Below are 17,262 nucleotides of genomic sequence, written 5' to 3' on the forward strand. Positions count from 1 at the left end.
CCATGAGCGAGGCACTTGCCGCCTCCCAGCCCGCCGGGACGGACGTCTCCGTCCCGGCGGGCTCGGGGGCCCGTCAGTTCTGGCGGCGGCTGCGAGCGCAGCGCGCCGCCCTCGTCGCGGCGGTCGTCGTCGCCCTGCTCGTTCTGGTCGCGCTCGCCGCGCCGCTGCTCACCGCGATCGAGGGCCAGGACCCCTTCACCTACCACCCCTCGCTCATCGACTCCGCGCGCGGAGGTGTGCCGACCGGCTCCTTCGGGGGCATCACCGCCGACCACTGGCTCGGCGTCGAACCGCAGACCGGCCGCGACCTCTTCGCCCGCCTCGCGTACGGCGCCCGGGTCTCGCTCGGCGTCGCCCTGGGGGCGACCGTCGTACAGGTCACCATCGGGGTCGTGATCGGCGTCGCCGCCGCCCTCGGCAGTCGATGGGTTGATCAACTGTTGAGCCGGATCACCGACATCATCGTGGCGATGCCGTTGATGATCATGTCGTTGGCGCTGCTCGCGATCGTGCCCAGCAGCTTCCCGCGCCCCCTGCTCGTCGCGCTCGTCATCGGGCTCATCGCCTGGGGCAACATCGCGAAGATCGTGCGCGCCCAGACGCTCACCCTCAAGGAACTCGACTACGTCTCCGCCGCCCGGCTCAGCGGCTGGGGCACCTGGCGCATCGCCCGCCGCGAACTGCTGCCCGGACTGGCCGCGCCCGTCATCACCTACGCGGCACTCCTCGTACCGATCAACATCAGTACCGAAGCCGCACTGTCCTTCCTCGGCGTCGGGGTGAAGCCCCCGACGCCCTCCTGGGGGCAGATGCTCACCGCCGCCGACGTCTGGTACCAGGCGGCCCCGCAGTACCTGCTGCTGCCCGCCGGCGCCCTCTTCGTCACCGTCCTCGCGCTGACCGTCCTGGGCGACGGCATCCGTACGGCCCTCGACCCGCGCGCGGCCTCCCGCCTGCGCATCGGCACCGGCCGCAAGCGCGAGGCCAAGGCGGACGCGAGCACGAAGAAGTCCGCGGCCGACGCGAGCACCAAGGAGGCCACCTCATGAGCGGCTTCGGAGGATTCGTCCTGCGCCGCGGTATCGGCACCGCGATCACCCTGTTCGCCATCTCGGTGATCGTCTACGTCGTCTTCTTCGTCACCCCCGGCAACGTCGCCCAGATCACCTGCGGCCCGCGCTGCTCCCCGGAGCAAGTGCACCAGGTGGCACAGCAGTTGAGGCTCGACGACCCGCTGTACCTCCGCTACTGGCACTTCCTCCAGGGCATCCTCGTCGGCCAGGACTACTCCACGGGCACCTCCGTGGAGCACTGCTCGGCGCCCTGCCTCGGGCTGTCGTACCAGGGCGACCGGCAGGTCACCCAGCTGATCCTGGCGAAGCTGCCGGTCAGCCTGTCCCTCGTGTTCGGCGCGATGGTGCTGTGGCTGATCCTCGGCGTCGGCACCGGCGTCCTGTCGGCGTGGCGGCGCGGCCGGTTCACCGAGCGCCTGCTGACCGGCATCACGCTCGCGGGCGTCGCCACCCCGGTGTTCGTGATCGGCCTGGTGCTGATGATCGTCGTCTGCGGGCAGCTCCAACTGCTGCCCTTCCCGCAGTACGTCGGCCTCACCGACGATCCCGAACAGTGGGCCTGGAACCTGCTCCTGCCCTGGCTCTCCCTGGCCCTCATCGAGGCCGCCGCGTTCGCCCGGCTCACCCGGGCGTCGATGCTGGAGACGCTCGCCGAGGACCACATCCGCACGTTCCGCGCGTACGGCGTCGGCGAGCGGTCGATCATCGGGCGGCACGCGCTGCGGGGGGCGTTCGCGCCGATCATCGCGCTCAACGCCAACAACGTCGGCTCGGCGGTCGGCGGCGCGGTGCTCACCGAGACGCTCTTCGGACTGCCCGGCATCGGACAGGAACTCGTCCATGCCGTCAATGTCGTCGACCTCCCTGTGGTCGTCGGCATGGTCCTGGTCATCGGCTTCTTCGTGGTCATCGCCAACGCCGTCGCGGACGTGTTGTACGCGGTGGCCGACCGACGGGTGGTGCTCGCATGAGTTCGGCGGATGGCACGGCGGAGGTCCTGGTGGACAGCGCTGCGGACGTCTTGGTGGAAGTCACCGACCTGACCGTCGGGTTCGGCTCCCTGCGCGCCGTGGACGGCCTCTCCTTCCGGCTGGAGAAGGGCGCCGCGCTGGGCCTGGTCGGCGAATCCGGCTCGGGCAAGTCCACGGTCGCCTCGGCCCTGTTGGGGCTGCACAGGGGCACGGGGGCCGACGTCGGCGGCTCGGTGCGGGTGGCCGGCATCGACGTACAGGAGGCCTCCGACGCGGACCTGCGGCGGCTGCGCGGCGGCAAGGCCGCGATGGTCTTCCAGGACCCGCTGTCGTCCCTGGACCCGTACTACGCGATCGGCGACCAGATAGCCGAGGTGTACCGGGTGCACACGCGCGTGTCGCGTCGGGCTGCACGCGCGCGTGCCGTCGACGTACTGGACCGGGTCGGCATTCCGGACGCGGCACGCCGGTCCCGTTCGCGCCCGCACGAGTTCAGCGGCGGCATGCGGCAACGCGCCCTGATCGCCATGGCGTTGGCCTGCGAACCGGACCTGCTGATCGCCGACGAGCCCACGACCGCGCTCGACGTGACCGTCCAGGCGCAGATCCTCGACCTGCTGCACACGCTGCGCGAGGAGACCGGCCTGGGGCTGCTGCTCGTCACGCACGACGTGGGCGTCGCCGCCGAGAGCGTCGACGAGATCCTGGTCATGCGGCACGGGCGGGCCGTCGAACACGGGCCGGTGGGCACCGTGCTCGGGACGCCGACCGAGCCGTACACCCGGGATCTGCTCGGCGCGGTCCCGCGCGTGGACGCCCCGCGCGCGCCCTCCGAGGCGTCTCTGGCGGACGCGGAGGTCGTCTTGGAGGCGACGGGCCTGCGGCGTGAATTCGGGCGCGGGAAGCGGGCGTTCGCGGCCGTGGACGACGTGTCGCTGACGATCCACCGGGGCGAGACCCTCGGCATCGTGGGCGAGAGCGGCAGCGGCAAGACGACGCTGGGCCGGATGCTGGTCGGGCTGCTCGAGCCGACGTCCGGCGAGATCAAGCCCGGCGGCGGGGTACGCCCGGACGTCCAGATGGTCTTCCAGGACCCCGTCTCCTCCCTCAACCCTCGCCGCAGCGTGGGCGAGTCGATCGCCGACCCGCTCCGCGCGCGTGGCGAACGCGACGAGGGGCGCATCCGGGGGCGCGTCCGCGAACTGCTGGAGCGCGTGGGGCTCGAAGGGGCGCACTACGACCGCTACCCGCACGAGTTCAGCGGCGGCCAGCGCCAGCGTGTGGGCATCGCACGGGCGCTCGCGGCGGACCCGCGCGTGATCGTGTGCGACGAACCGGTCTCCGCTCTCGATGTCACCACACAGGCCCAGGTCGTCGCCCTGCTCGGCGAACTCCAGCGCGAACTCGGCCTCGCGCTCGTGTTCGTCGCCCACGACCTCGCCGTCGTACGCCAGGTCAGCGACCGGGTCGCGGTGATGCGACGCGGGAGGATCGTTGAACAAGGCCCCGCCGACGAGGTCTACGACTCCCCGCAGGACCCGTACACGAAGCAGCTCCTGGCCGCCGTACCGGCCCTCGATCCCCAGGTCGCGGCCCGGCGCAGGGCGGTGCGACGGGAGTTGGCGACGGCCTGAGGATCGTTGAACGATCCGCTTCCTGATGGTCGTTCAGTGATCCCGTAGTGATCCCTTAGCGCGAGCGAACGCGACCCGCACGGGAAAGTTACGACCGTTCACCCCTTTTGGTGGCGCGATGGACAACCGTCCATCGCGCCACCGCCTTGTCCGCATACGTTCGTCCCGCTGCGAGCCGCCGGGTCAACGGCGGCTCCCCATATGGGAGATCGGGGGTGTGCCCGTGCGCATAGGACTGCTTACGGAGGGTGGCTATCCGTATGTGAGCGGTGACGCCAGACTCTGGTGCGACCGGCTCGTACGCGGGCTCGGGCAGCACGAGTTCGACGTCTACGCGCTCAGCCGCAGCGAGCGGCAGGAGGGCGAGGGCTGGCTCGAACTGCCGCCCCAGGTCAGCCGGGTGCGTACCGCGCCGCTGTGGAGCGCCGAGGACGACGGGGTGGTGCTCGGGCGCCGCGCGCGCCGGCGGTTCGGCGAGTGCTACGAGGAGCTGGCGGCCGTGCTGTGCGCGGGGGACGGGCAGGCTTCCGACACCGCCGCCACGGGGCCCACGGAGCTTGCGGCGGCGGCCTCCGCCGATGTGGCGGACCGTTTCGCCAACGCGCTGTACGGGCTCGCGGAACTCGCCCGCGACGAGGGCGGCCTCGTATCCGCGCTGCGCTCCGAACGCGCCGTACGCGCACTCGAACGCGCCTGTCGTGCGCCCGGCGCACTCCGCACGGTACGCGAGGCGCGCGTACCCGAACTCCTCACCGTCGCCGCGCACGTGGAACGCGCCCTGCGCCCCCTCTCGCTCGACTGGTACGAGGACGACGCCCTCGGCTCCGTGGACCTCTGCCATGCCACGGCCGGCGGCACCGCGGCCCTGCCCGGGCTGCTCGCCCGGCACTTCGCCGGCGTACCGCTGCTGGTGACCGAGTACGGCGTGCCACTGCGGACGCACTACCTGGCCTCCGCGGACGCGCCGCCCGCCGTACGGGCACTGCTCGCCGCCTTCCACGGCAGGCTCGCCGCCGAGATCTACCGGCGGGCCGCGCTGATCACCCCCGGCAACACGCACACCCGCCGCTGGCAGGAACGCTGCGGCGCCGACCGTACGAGAATCCGCACGGTCTACCCGGGCATGGAGGCGTCCCGCTTCGCGGAGGTGGGCGAGGCGCCCGACCGCGCCGACACGGACACGCTGGTGTGGGTCGGCCGTATCGAACCCGCGAAGGACCTGATCTCCCTGCTCCACGCCTTCGCGGAGATCCGCAAGGAGGAGCCCAAGGCGCGCCTGCGGATCGTCGGCGCGGCGTCCGGTGCCGAGGGCGAGGCCTACCTGGGCCACTGCCGGGCGCTGGCCGCACAGCTCTTCCCCGACGAGGCCGAGGGCGTGCACGCGGTCGGCGACAACCCGGTGTCCTTCGAGGAGATCGGCGGCCCGGAAGCCCCCACACTCGCCGACGCGTACGCGGCCGGCACGGTGATCGTCCTGTCGAGCGTCGTCGAGGGCTTCCCGGTCGGCCTGGTCGAAGCCATGTTCTGCGGCCGGGCCACCGTGTCCACCGACGTCGGCGCGGTGGTCGAGGTCATCGGCGGTACGGGGCTCGTCGTGCCCCCGCGCAATCCGCGGGCGCTCGCCGAGGCGTGCGTGAGCCTGTTGCACGACCCCGAGCGCCGCGAGCGCCTCGGCGCCGCCGCGCGCGCCCGCGCACTCGAACTGTTCACCGTCGAGCAGAACATCGCGGCATTTCACGGCATTTACCTGGAGATCGTCTCGCACTCCCCGGTACGCCGGGTCGTCCTGAACGAGGCAGGTGAACCCCTCCCCTTCGCGGCCCCCGCCGAGGCGCATGTCCCCGGCCGCTGGACCGACCCCATGGCCCGCGTCGTCGCCCGCGGCGGCCCGACCTGGGCGACGGGAACGCCGGTCCGCGCGACGACTCCCTTGCCGACGACGGAGGCGGCCCGATGAGCGGCCTCGGCGAACTCGACCGCCCCGGGAGGCCCGGCGGGGCGGGGGCGTGGGATGCGCGGTCGGAGGAGTGGCTTGGCGGGCGGGAGGAGTTGGAGGCGGAGGGAGAGGCGGAGACCGAGGCAGTGCCGGGCGGGGAAGGCGCGCGTGTGGTGCTGGGCGCGCGGGTGTTGGGGGAGGGGGGCCCGGCGGCCCTCCGTCAAGTCGCCGACGACGTCCGTGACATGGCCGACCGCGACGAGCCCGGACCGGTTGCCGGCCAAGTCGCCGACGCCGCCCCGCCAGTCGCCGACGCCGCCCCGCCAGTCGCCGACCAGGCCACCTGTGACGCCTGTGTCCCCGCCGCCCTCGCCCCGCTTCCCACCCCACACGCCACCCACCCCCACAGAGCCCCTCACCCCGAAGGCGACGCCAGGCCCGCAACCCCCCGCACACCACCCGGACAGACCCCCCGCACGACCGACCGCAAACCCGCCCCCACCCGGCGCGGCGCAGCCGACCCCGTGAAGGCGCTGATGCACCGGCACCGTGAGTTGTGCGAGCGTGCCGTCGACCCGTTGGAGATCGCGGCGGGTCTGGAGGCGCACGGTGTCACCGATCGGACCGCCGCCCGTTTCCGGCACCGGGACGTCTTCGCGCTCGCCGAGGAGATGTACGCACGCGTGCCCCGCGACGACGCGGCGACCCCGCCCCCCGACGCCGTGGCCGCGCAGCCCGCCCGCGCCGGCTGGGCCGTACTCGCCCTCCTGCCCGGAGTCCTCTGCGCCGCGACCGTGACCGGCCTGCGTCTCACGGACGGTCGGCTGCGGCTGACCGTGGCCGCCGTCGGTGTCCTCGCCGTGGCGCTCGGCGTGCGCGCGATACTCGGGCGCGGCCCGCTGAGCACGCTGCCCGGCACGCACGCGTGGCGCACGCCGCCCGGTACGCGCCTGTGGACGTACTGGCTGCTCGCCTACGCCCTCCTCGGCGACGGCCTGCTCCGCGCGGCGGACGCGGGCGGGCCCGACGGCCTGCCGACCGGCACCACGGGCGGACCCTGGTCCCTGGCCACCGCACCCGTCCTGGCCCTCGCCCTGGCCTGCGCCCCCGCGGCCTGGTGCGCCCACCACTTCGCCGTACGCGCCCGGCGCAAGCTCGCGACCAGCCGCGCCCTGGAGGACTTCGCCGGCTCCGTGCAGCCGCTGCTGCTCGGCACGTTCGCCCTGTTCCTGTGTGCCCTCACCGCCCTCCTCGCCCTCTGCGGCGCGGTCCTGGGCGAGCCCGCCGCGTACGCGCAGGCCGTCACCCTGGGCGCCCTGTTGCTGCTCGCCCGCCTCCTCACCGTCCACGGCTTCACCCACGCCCCGGCCCTCGCCCTCGGCGCGGCGGCCACGACCGAGGCGACGGCCCTGTCCCTGGACTTCATCGGCCGGCTCCCCGGCTGCGGCTTCCTGGCCGTCTCCGTCGACACCCTCATGGACTCCTGGGGTCCGGGCAGCGTCCCCGCCCTGGCCTGCGGAGTCGCCGCCCTGACCCTCCTGTTCCACACCACCCGCACGCTGACCAGAGCCTCGGCGCACGCGCCGGCGGACGAGCCGCGGTGACACCGGCACGGCCCCGTACCGGCCGACCCCGTCACCCGGCCGCAGGCGCCCGGCCCCACCGCCGGAGGCAACCGCATCACCTTGTGAAGGAGAACACCAGATGATCACCTCCCGATCCGGAGAGTCGGCCCCGGGAGCCGTCCGATGAGGGTCCTGCTGATCGGAGCCAACGGCTACCTCGGCCGCTTCGTCGCCGACCGCCTGCTCGCCGACCCGGCCGTCCAGCTCACCGCGCTCGGCCGCGGCGACGACGCCGACGTCCGCTTCGACCTCGCGTCCGGCAGCCCCGGCGCGCTCACCCGGTTCCTGGACGCCGTCCACCCCGGAGTCGTCATCAACTGCGCCGGTGCCACCAGAGGCGGCGCCCGCGAACTCACCCGGCACAACACCGTCGCCGTAGCCACCGTCTGCGAGGCCCTGCGCCGCAGCGGCTGCGGCGCCCGGCTCGTGCAGATCGGCTGCGGCGCCGAGTACGGCCCCAGCCAGCCCGGTTCCTCCACGGCCGAGGACGCCGTACCCCGCCCCGGCGGCCCGTACGGCGTCAGCAAACTCGCCGCCACCGAACTGGTCCTCGGGTCCGGCCTGGACGCCGTAGTGCTGCGCGTCTTCTCACCCGCCGGACCCGGCACGCCCGCCGGTTCCCCGCTCGGCCGGCTCGCCGAGGCCATGCGCCGGGCCATGCAGTCCGGCGACGGCGAACTCAAACTCGGCGGCCTGGGCGCGCAACGCGACTTCGTCGACGTACGGGACGTGGCCCGCGCCGTCCACGCCGCCTCGCTCTCCGCAGCGCAGGGCGTCATCAACATCGGCTCGGGCCGCGCGGTCCGACTGCGCGACGCCGCTTCCGTCCTCGCCCGCGTCGCCGGATACGGCGGCGCGCTGCACGAACTCGACGGCCCGCCCGGACCGTTGCGGGCCGCCATCGGCCACCCCCGCAGCGACCCCGACCACGCGGCCCCGGTCGCGTACCCGTACCCGGACGGCTGCGGCAGCTGGCAGCAGGCCGATGTGCGCACCGCGCGCGACCGGCTCGGCTGGCGGCCCCGGATCAACCTGGAGGAGTCCCTCGCCGACATCTGGATGGAGGCGGCATGCCGCATCTGACCAGCGCACCCCCGGGCACGGCGAGCACGGGCGTCCGCACCGGCTTCGGAGTCCCCGGCTACGCCCACCCCCTCGTCGCCCCCACGGAATGGGGCGAACTCGCCCGCCCCGGCACCCCCTTGCACTGGGTCGTCCTCAATGTCTCCTCCGGCCCGGGGGCCCGCCCCGACCCGCACTGCCTGGAGGCGGTCGGCCGGCTCCGCAACACCGGCGTCCGAGTCCTTGGCCACCTGGACGCCGCGAACGGCGCCCGGGCCTTCGGCGACCTGATCTCCGAGGCGCACCGCTATCGCGACTGGTACCGGGTCGACGGCTTCCTCCTGGACCGCTGCCCCGCCGAACGCGCCGCGCTCCCCGAGGTCCGCCGCACGGTCACCGCGCTCCGTGAGATCCGCGACGGCGCCCACCTCGTCCTGGGGCACGGCACCCACCCCTACCCCGGATACGCCGAGTGCGCCGACCAGTTGGTGACCTTCTCCGGCCCCTGGAGCGCCTACCGCTGGTCGCAGGTCGCCGAGTGGACCGCCGACCACCCGCCCGAACGCTTCTGCCACTTCGTGCACGGCGTCCCGCGCGGTCATCTCGACGAGGCGCTGCGCATCGCCCGCTGGCAGGGCGCCTCGACCATCTACTTCACGGACCGCACCGATCGCGGTGGCCGCACCGACCCCTGGGAGACGATGCCCGGCTACTGGGACGAGCTCGTCTCGCGGATCGGAACGGGTGTCTCGGAATGAAGAAGGGCATGGCAGTGTTACGGAGAGAACAACTGTAGTGATTGACCGACCAACGGAGTCCCCGTGTCGCTGCCACCCCTGGTCGAGCCGGCTGCCGAGCTCACCGTAGACGAGGTCCGCAGGTACTCCCGCCACCTGATCATCCCCGACGTGGGCATGGACGGGCAGAAGCGGCTGAAGAACGCCAAGGTGCTCTGTGTGGGCGCCGGCGGTCTGGGTTCGCCGGCGCTGATGTACCTGGCCGCGGCGGGCGTGGGCACGCTCGGCATCGTGGAGTTCGACGAGGTCGACGAGTCGAACCTGCAGCGCCAGATCATCCACAGCCAGGCCGACATCGGCCGCTCCAAGGCGGAGTCCGCCCGCGACTCCGTGCTGGGCATCAACCCGTACGTGAACGTGGTCCTGCACGAGGAGCGGCTTGAAGCCGAGAACGTGCTGGACATCTTCCGCGAGTACGACCTGATCGTCGACGGCACGGACAACTTCGCGACCCGCTACCTGGTCAACGACGCCGCCGTACTGCTGAACAAGCCGTACGTGTGGGGTTCGATCTACCGCTTCGACGGCCAGGCCTCCGTCTTCTGGTCCGAGCACGGCCCCTGCTACCGCTGCCTCTACCCGGAGCCCCCGCCCCCCGGCATGGTCCCCTCCTGCGCCGAGGGCGGCGTCCTGGGCGTGCTCTGCGCGTCCATCGGCTCCATCCAGGTCACCGAGGCGATCAAGGTCCTCACCGGTGTCGGCGACCCGCTCGTCGGCCGCCTGATGATCTACGACGCCCTGGAGATGCAGTACCGCCAGGTCAAGGTCCGCAAGGACCCCGACTGCGCGGTCTGCGGCGAGAACCCGACCGTCACCGAGCTCATCGACTACGAGGCCTTCTGCGGCGTCGTCTCCGAGGAGGCCCAGCAGGCGGCCGCCGGCTCGACGATCACTCCCAAGCAGCTCAAGGAGTGGATCGACGACGGCGAGAACATCGAGATCATCGACGTCCGCGAGGTCAACGAGTACGAGATCGTCTCGATCCCCGGCGCCAAGCTGATCCCGAAGAACGAGTTCCTCATGGGCACCGCCCTGGCGACCCTCCCGCAGGACAAGAAGATCGTCCTGCACTGCAAGACGGGTGTCCGCAGTGCGGAGGTCCTCGCCGTCCTCAAGTCCGCCGGCTTCGCGGACGCGGTCCACGTCGGCGGCGGCGTGATCGGCTGGGTCAACCAGATCGAGCCCGACAAGCCCGTCTACTAGACGCACACCTTCCCAGGAGGGGCTCGGCACCACGGGTGCCGGGCCCCTTTCCGCTGCTCGGGCAGAGATTCGGGCAGTGGTCCAGGCGGACGTAGGCGCTACTAGGCGCAGACCTTGCCGTCCTCGGGCACCGTCCCCTTCAGCAGATACGCGTTCACCGTCGAGTCGACACAGTCGCTCCCACTGCCGTACGCCCCATGGCCCTCGCCCTTCCAGGTCAGCTCCACACCGACGCCCTTGCCCAGCTCGTCGACCATCTTCCGGGCGCCCTCGTACGGCGTCGCCGGGTCCCCGGTGTTGCCGACCACCAGGATCGGCGCCGCGCCGGGCGCGCCGACCTCCGGAGTGTCGTACTGCCCGGCCACCGGCCAGTCGTGACACCACCCGGCCGTGTCCCAGCCCATGAACTCGCCGAACACCGGGGAGACCTTCTCGAACTCGGGCAGCAGCTTCTGCATCTGCGCGGGCGTCGGCCGCTGCTTGTCGTCCAAGCACGATATGACCCGTTGGGAATGGGTCGTCGTGCCGTAGTGCCCCGCGCTGTCACGGTCGTTGTAGCCGTCGGCGAGCGCCAGCAGCTCCGAGCCGTCCCCTTGCTCCGCCGAGTCCAGGGCACTGGTCAGCGTCGGCCAGCTCTCCTTGCTGTACAGCGGGAGGACGATGCCGGTCAGCGCGAGCGTCTGGGTCAGCTTCCGCCCGGAGGTGGTCGCCAGCGGTGTGGAGTCGAGCCGCTTCAGCAGGGCCGCGATCTTCTGCGAGCCCTGGTCCGGGTCCTGCCCCGTCGACTTGAGGTAGTCGTCCAGCGCCCGCTGGAAGCCCCTCGTCTGGTTCAGGGCGTGGCCCACCGAGTCGGCGCTCGGGTCGACGACCGCGTCCAGGATCAGCCGCCCCACCTTCTTCGGGAACAAGTGGGCGTAGACACCGCCGAGTTCGGTGCCGTACGAGATGCCGAAGTAGTGCATCTTCGCGTCGCCCAGCACCTGGCGCATCAGGTCCATGTCGCGGGCCGTGTCGGTCGTCGACACATGCGCCAGCAGCTTCCCGGCGGCCTTCTCGCAGCCCTTGCCGAAGGCGACGGCGTCCTGGAAGTACGCCTTCTCCTCGGCCGGCGTGTCCGGCGTGGCGTCGATGTCCTCGGCGGCCTGGATCGCCTTGTCGCTGCGGCAGCGGACGCCCTCGCTTGCGGCGACCCCGCGCGGGTCCCAGCTCACCAGGTCGTAGCGCTCGTGCAGCGCGGACACGGTGGTGGAGTACGACGGCATGTAGTCGACGCCCGAGCCGCCGGGACCGCCGAAGTTGAACAGCAGCGAGCCGATGCGGTCGCCGCCGGTCGCCCTGGAGCGGATCAGCGCGAGCCCGATCGTGGAGCCGCCCGGCTTCGTCCAGTCCAGCGGCACCTTCAGCGTCGCGCACTGCCAGTCGCTGCTCGGCGCGGCCGAGTCGCCGGTGGCCTTGCAGCGCCCCCAATCCGGCTTCTGCGCGGTCAGCGAGGCGGGCAACGCGGACGTAGAGGTGGAGTCGCCCGTCGACGGATCGGCGGCGCTCGTCCCCGCGCCGCCCTTGTCGTCGTCCGCCGAGCCGCTGCTACAGCCGGCCGTCAGCAGTGCGGCGGCGGCCAACAGGGCCGTCCACCGTACGAATCGCGCCATGTGCATTTCCCCCCTCGCGGGCCGTCCGCGTCACGCCGCGGATGGCGGTCAGGCCATAGTAGGCGGCGCGGGCCGAGCCCGTGACGGCCTGTGGATAACCGTTTGACCTGCGCTTTTGCTCGGATTTCGGGGGTGAGGTCAGGAGCAGACGGTGCCGGCCGCCGGGACTTTCCCGTTCAGGAGATAGCCGTTCACCGCGCTCTGCACGCACTTGTTCTTGCTGTCGTACGCCCCGTGCCCCTGGCCCTTGTACGTCAGCTCGACCGCGACGCCTTTGCCGAGCGCGTCGACCATCTTCTTCGCGCCCTCGTACGGGGTGGCCGGGTCCCCGGTGTTGCCCACGACGAGGATCGGCGCCGACCCGGCCGCGCTTACGTCGGGATGATCGGCGGCGCCTGCCACGGCCCAGTCGGTACAGGTGACCATGGACCAGGCCAGGAAGTCGCCGAAGAGGGGGGAGGCGGCCCGGAACTCGGGCAGCTTCCGCTCCACGTAGTCGGCGGTGTACCGCGGTTTGTCGTCGGCGCAGTTGATGGCGACGTTCGCCGCGGTGATGTTGCTGTACTCGCCGTTCTCGCTGCGCCCGTTCATCGAGTCGGACAGCAGCATGAGGACCTTGCCGTCACCGCTGTAGGCCTGTTCGAGCCCTTCGGTGAGGTACTCCCAGAAGTCCTTGGAGTACAGCGCCTGCGCGATGCCGTTGGTCGCGGCGGTCTGCGTCAACTGGCGGGGGAAGATGCCCGGGATCGGCTTGCTGTCGAGGCTCTTGAGCAGCTTGGCGATGCGGTCCTTGACGTCCTGCGCGGTATTGCCGACCGGGCAGTCCGTGGTCTTCGACGTGCAGTCGTCGGCGAAGTTGTCGAGCGCGAGCTGGAAGCCCTTGGCCTGTCCCAGGGAGCCCTGTTCGGAGTTCTGCGTGGGGTCGACGACCGCGTCGAAGACGGCTCGCCCCACGTGCTTGGGGAACAAGTGGGCGTAGACACCGCCGAGTTCGGTGCCGTAGGAGATGCCGAAGTAGTGCAGCTTGTCGTCGCCGAGGACCTGGCGCATCAGGTCCATGTCGCGGGCCGCGTCCGTGGTGCGCACCTGGGGGAGCATCTTCTTGGAGTTCTTCTCGCAGGCCGCGTTGAACTGCTTGGTGTTGGCCAGGAGCTTGGTGCGCTCGGCCGAGGTGTCCGGGGTCGCGTCCTGCTGGAAGTACTGGTCGAGCTGGGAGTCGCTCTCGCACGTGACGCCGGCGCTGCGGCCGACCCCGCGCGGGTCGAAGCTCACCAGGTCGTAGCGGGTGCGCAGGGTCGCGTAGTCCGTGCCGAACGCGGGCAGCGTGGTGACGCCCGAGCCCCCGGGGCCGCCGAAGTTGAAGACCAGCGAACCGATCCTCTTGTTCGCGGGACCGCTGGCCTTCGCCCGGACCAGCGCGAGCCCGATCGTGTCGCCCTTGGGCTTGCTCCAGTCGAGCGGTGCCTTCATGGTGGCGCACTGCCACTTGCCGCCGTTCGGCAGCGGTGACGGCGCGGTGCCGCCGCCCTCGGACTCGGACGGGGCCGGGCAGTCCTTCCAGCTCAGCTTCTGGGCCGTCGGATCCTCGTCCTTGGAGTCGCCGCCGCAGCCCGCCAGTGTGGCGGACAGCAGGACGACGGTGGCGGTCAGGGCAGCGGCACGCAGCCGGGAAGGGTTCGGCATGAACCCATCCTGAGGTCGTACACGGCACGGCGCTCGGGGCACGGGCCGTACGAGGTACGCACGCGTGCGTGCCGTATGCGCGTACGCGTGCGTGCTCTACAGGGCGCCCTTGCGGGACAGGTGGTTGAAGAACAGCCAGCCCGGCAGCACCGGAATCCACAGCGTCAGCAGCCGGTACAGCAGCACCGCCGGAGCGGCCACCTCCTTGGGGAGGCCGACGGCGATCAGACCCAGGGTCAGGCTCGCCTCGACGGCGCCCACACCGCCCGGGGTCGGGGCCGCGGAACCGAGCGCGTTGCCCGCGAGGAAGACGACGGCGACGCTGGCCAGGCTGAGCGACGTCGACTGGTCGCCGAACGCCCGGATCGACGCGTCCAGGCACATCACGAAGCAGGCCGTCAGCAGCAGCATGCCGCCGATGCCGGTGACCAGCTTCTGTGGCCGCTGCAGCACGTCGAGCATGCGCGGGATGACGCCCGCGAACAGCGACCGCACGCGCGTGACGAGGAACTTCCGCAGGAACGGCACCGAGGTCACCACGAGCACCAGCACTGCCACCGTCAACAGACCGGCGATGACCGTCCTGGACGGCGACAGGGACGGCGTCTTCTCGGTGCCGGTCAGATAGCCGAACGACAGCAGCATCAGGATGTGGCAGCCGAGACCGAACAGTTGCGACGCGCCGACACTCGCCACCGCGAGCCCCGGCCGCACCCCGGCACGCTGCAGGAAGCGCGTGTTCAGGGCGACACCGCCGACCGCGGCCGGTGCCACGATCTTCACGAACGACCCGGCGACCTGCGCCGCCACGGCCCGCAGGAACGGCACCCGCTCCGGCACGAACCCCAGGAGCGCCATCGCCGCCGCGAAGTAGCTCAGCGCGGAGAACAGCACGGCCGCGGCCACCCAGCCCCACTGGGCGTTGGCGACGAGCGGACCGAACTCGATGTGCGTGAGCTGCGTCAGCAGGAAGTAGGCACCGATCGCGCCCGCCATGAAACTGATCAGCGTGCGCGGCCGCACCCGCTCCAGACGGGCCGGTTCGACGTGCGCCTGAGGCCTGATCAGCAGTACCTGGTGACGGATCTGGGTGAGCAGATCCTCCTCGCGCGCCTCGTCCAACGCCTCGTCGATGGCCCGCTTCTCGGCCCGCTGCTCCGCGCGTACAGCCTTCTTGTCGGGCTTCTCGAGTACGGGCGTGGAACCTTCCGGGGTCTCCTCCGCGCGGGCCAGCCGGGTCTGCCGGGACGCCTCGAGAATCGCGTCGCGCTCCCGCTGGGCCCGCTCCCGGGACAGCCGACGCAGCGTCGCGCGCGTGGAGCGCGTCAGGGCGATGGGCTGGAGCATCGGCAGACAGTCGGCCACGGCGTCGGGGCCGAGGACATCGACCGCCGAGGCCACCGCGCGCTCGGCGCCCACCCGCAGGCCGATCGTCGTCACCAACTGGGCGACGTCCATGCGCAGCAGCAGTTCACCGGCCGCGATCTCGCCGCCCCGCAGGTCCGTGAGGATCACCGTGCCGGAACGATCCACCAGAATCGCGTCACCCGCGAGTCTGCGGTGGGCGATGCGCCGCGACTGCAGCGCCTGCACCTGGTGCCAGGTGTTGCGCAGCAGCTCGTCGGTGATCTCCTCGTCCGCGAGCGAGTCGAGGGTGCGTCCGCCGGTGTGCTCGTAGACGAGCATCACCGCGTCGGGGCCGAGTTCCGAGGTCGCGATCAGCTTCGGGGCGTTGGCCCCGGCGGCGATCGCCGCGTACGCGAGCAGGGCCTCCTGCTCCAGCGCCTGGCGCAGCGACTGGAGGCTGCTGCGGGTCGCGAAGCCGCGCAGCGTCAGATTGCGCCACGCGCGGTAGAAGAAGCCCTGGGCCTGCTGTTCCCGGTCGACCACGGTGACGTCCAGCGGTGGACCGTCCTCCAGGGTGACGAAGTAGCGTCGGCCGCGGTCGCCGTTCTCCGTGTCGACGGCCTCCTCGCGGGCCGCGCCCACGGGATGGAAGCCGACCGTCCGCAGGCCCGCCATCAGCGTCCGGCCGGTGGGCCTGACGTTCGGCGAGCCCACCGCGTACAGCGTCCCGTAGGCCACGGTCCAGCCGATCAGCACCGTCAGGATGATCGAGAACGGTGTCGTGTACCCGGTGACCAGCATCGAGAAGGCGTCGAGCAGCAGCACGATCCACAGCACGGAGCGCCAGCGCGGCCTCCGGGACATGCCTACGGCCGTCATGTAGGCGATGACGGGCGCCAGATAGCCGTGCACCGGATCGGTGAGGGCGTGGATGTCGCCGGGGGAGGGCTGGGTGAGCGCCTCCTGGATCGAGCCCGGGGCGGCCTTGGCGACCCACAGGTCCGTGGCGAGGGTCACGCCGTGCGCGAGGACCGCCGCGAGCACGCCGTCGGCGATGCGCAGCCCGTCCCGCTTGATCAGCCGCTCGATCGCGAAGGCGACCGGCACCAGCAGAATGGCGATGCTGGAGGCCAGCCCCGCGATCTTGATCAGCAGGTCGGGCGCCTGCCCGGTGCCCTTGTTGATGTCCTGTTCGAGCCCCGAGGTCGTGCCGTGCGCGAACGCGGCGATCGCCAGCAGTACGACGATCGCGAGAAAACCCACCAGGAGGCGCATGAGATCGGAGGGGCGGTGCACGCGCGCGGGGAGCAGCGGTTCGTCGCCCTCGACCTCTTCGGCGTGTGTGTCGTCGTCGCAGTCGTCGAGACCGGGGGCCGCCGCTTCGGTGGGCCCCTCCGTGGCGTCCTGCTCGTTGGCGTCGGCGGTGTCCGGGCGCGACGCAGCGTCAGAGGTGCCCTCCGCGTCCTCGGGATGCACACCCTGCTGCTTCATCGTCTCTTCTTGATCTCGTATCACCGGTCACCGCCCGCACGATGGTGGCATGCCCCACCGACACACGGGGGCATCAGGGTGCAAATGCGGGGGCGCACAGTCTGCCGCACGCGCCGCTCCAGGGCGAGGGATACCCATGGTCGCCAGCGCGTCGCATTGTCGGTGGGGTGCGGCAGGATGGGGCGGATGAGCGAGGAGAGCCTTCCGAACGGTGTCGGCCCGGAGCACGACGACGCGCTGCCCGAGTACGCGGAGCGGGTCCTCGACGTGGCCGAACGGATTCCGCCCGGGCGCGTCATGACGTACGGCGACGTCGCCGAGTGGCTGGAGGAGGGCGGTCCGCGCCAGGTCGGCCGCGTGATGGCCCTCTACGGAGGAGTCGTTCCGTGGTGGCGGGTCGTCCGCGCGGACGGCGTGCTGCTCCCCGGCCACGAACTGGAGGCGCTCGACCACTACCGCGCGGAGGGCACCCCCCTGAAGGAGGCCGGCAGGGCCGCCGAGGGCCACCTGCCCCGTGTCGACATGAAACGGGCGCGATGGGACGGCGGCGAGCGCACGGACGGTCACACCTGACAGCTTCCGCCATCGGACGCGCCCCGGGGCGACCTGTGGCCCGTACGGGGGAAACCCGGCACGTGCGTGGCATGCCGTACGTTCGAGGGGCGAGGGACGCGAGGGTCGCGCGAGCCGTGAGGGAAGAAGGGGAAGCCCTGCTTCCGTACGGCCCGTCGGCGTAGCGTCGGCGGCACGTGTCCCCCTCACCCCGCGACCACCGCCCTCCACGCGCGATG

12 protein-coding genes are annotated in these 17,262 nt (G+C 71.8%); 9 read left to right on the forward strand and 3 right to left on the reverse strand.

Annotation, left to right across the window (positions count from 1 at the left end; translation table 11 throughout):
- The first annotated feature begins 2 nt into the window (after positions 1-2).
- The 8 genes from ACIQBL_RS03990 to moeZ all read left to right on the forward strand — a co-directional run bounded on the left by ACIQBL_RS03990 (position 3) and on the right by moeZ (position 10,301).
- Complete coding sequence (locus tag ACIQBL_RS03990; RefSeq protein WP_401936437.1) at positions 3-1,049, forward strand: ABC transporter permease; 1,047 nt, start codon at positions 3-5, stop codon at positions 1,047-1,049.
- Positions 1,046-2,044: an ABC transporter permease gene (locus tag ACIQBL_RS03995; RefSeq protein WP_401936440.1), complete on the forward strand. Its 999-nt coding sequence runs from the start codon at positions 1,046-1,048 to the stop codon at positions 2,042-2,044. Before ACIQBL_RS03990 ends, ACIQBL_RS03995 begins: the two co-directional genes overlap by 4 nt.
- Positions 2,041-3,678, forward strand: a complete 1,638-nt coding sequence (locus tag ACIQBL_RS04000) for a dipeptide ABC transporter ATP-binding protein (RefSeq protein ID WP_401936443.1) — start codon at positions 2,041-2,043, stop codon at positions 3,676-3,678. Before ACIQBL_RS03995 ends, ACIQBL_RS04000 begins: the two co-directional genes overlap by 4 nt.
- Before the next feature lie 262 nt (positions 3,679-3,940).
- Positions 3,941-5,635 carry a glycosyltransferase gene (locus ACIQBL_RS04005; RefSeq protein ID WP_401936446.1) on the forward strand — a complete coding sequence of 565 codons (1,695 nt, stop codon included), beginning with the start codon at positions 3,941-3,943 and terminating at the stop codon, positions 5,633-5,635.
- Entirely contained in the window at positions 5,632-7,218 is a 1,587-nt protein-coding gene (locus tag ACIQBL_RS04010; RefSeq protein ID WP_401936448.1) for a hypothetical protein, read from the forward strand. The genes ACIQBL_RS04005 and ACIQBL_RS04010 overlap by 4 nt, the downstream gene beginning before the upstream one ends.
- Positions 7,219-7,362: 144 nt before the next feature.
- Positions 7,363-8,322, forward strand: coding sequence for an NAD-dependent epimerase/dehydratase family protein (locus ACIQBL_RS04015; protein ID WP_401936451.1), 960 nt, complete (start codon positions 7,363-7,365; stop codon positions 8,320-8,322).
- The gene (locus ACIQBL_RS04020; RefSeq protein ID WP_401936454.1) at positions 8,310-9,059 is read left to right on the forward strand and encodes a spherulation-specific family 4 protein; all 750 of its coding nucleotides are present in this window, start codon (positions 8,310-8,312) and stop codon (positions 9,057-9,059) included. Before ACIQBL_RS04015 ends, ACIQBL_RS04020 begins: the two co-directional genes overlap by 13 nt.
- A 63-nt stretch (positions 9,060-9,122) precedes the next feature.
- Positions 9,123-10,301, forward strand: coding sequence for an adenylyltransferase/sulfurtransferase MoeZ (gene moeZ, locus ACIQBL_RS04025; RefSeq protein WP_401936457.1), 1,179 nt, complete (start codon positions 9,123-9,125; stop codon positions 10,299-10,301).
- A gap of 101 nt (positions 10,302-10,402) precedes the next feature.
- On the opposite strand, the gene ACIQBL_RS04030 is transcribed toward moeZ, so the two are convergent.
- The 3 genes from ACIQBL_RS04030 to ACIQBL_RS04040 all read right to left on the reverse strand — a co-directional run bounded on the left by ACIQBL_RS04030 (position 10,403) and on the right by ACIQBL_RS04040 (position 16,471).
- Positions 10,403-11,950, reverse strand: coding sequence for an alpha/beta hydrolase (locus tag ACIQBL_RS04030; protein WP_401936459.1), 1,548 nt, complete (start codon positions 11,948-11,950; stop codon positions 10,403-10,405).
- Between the two features lie 138 nt (positions 11,951-12,088).
- Positions 12,089-13,633, reverse strand: a complete 1,545-nt coding sequence (locus ACIQBL_RS04035) for an alpha/beta hydrolase (protein WP_401936461.1) — start codon at positions 13,631-13,633, stop codon at positions 12,089-12,091.
- Positions 13,634-13,729: 96 nt separating this feature from the next.
- Complete coding sequence (locus tag ACIQBL_RS04040; RefSeq protein WP_401936463.1) at positions 13,730-16,471, reverse strand: YbhN family protein; 2,742 nt, start codon at positions 16,469-16,471, stop codon at positions 13,730-13,732.
- 186 nt (positions 16,472-16,657) lie between these two features.
- Here ACIQBL_RS04040 and ACIQBL_RS04045 point away from each other — a divergent pair, with 186 nt between their 5' ends.
- Entirely contained in the window at positions 16,658-17,044 is a 387-nt protein-coding gene (locus ACIQBL_RS04045) for an MGMT family protein (protein ID WP_401936466.1), read from the forward strand.
- Positions 17,045-17,262: the final 218 nt, after the last annotated feature.

The organism is Streptomyces sp. NPDC088350, from assembly GCF_044753545.1.
GTDB lineage: Bacteria > Actinomycetota > Actinomycetes > Streptomycetales > Streptomycetaceae > Streptomyces.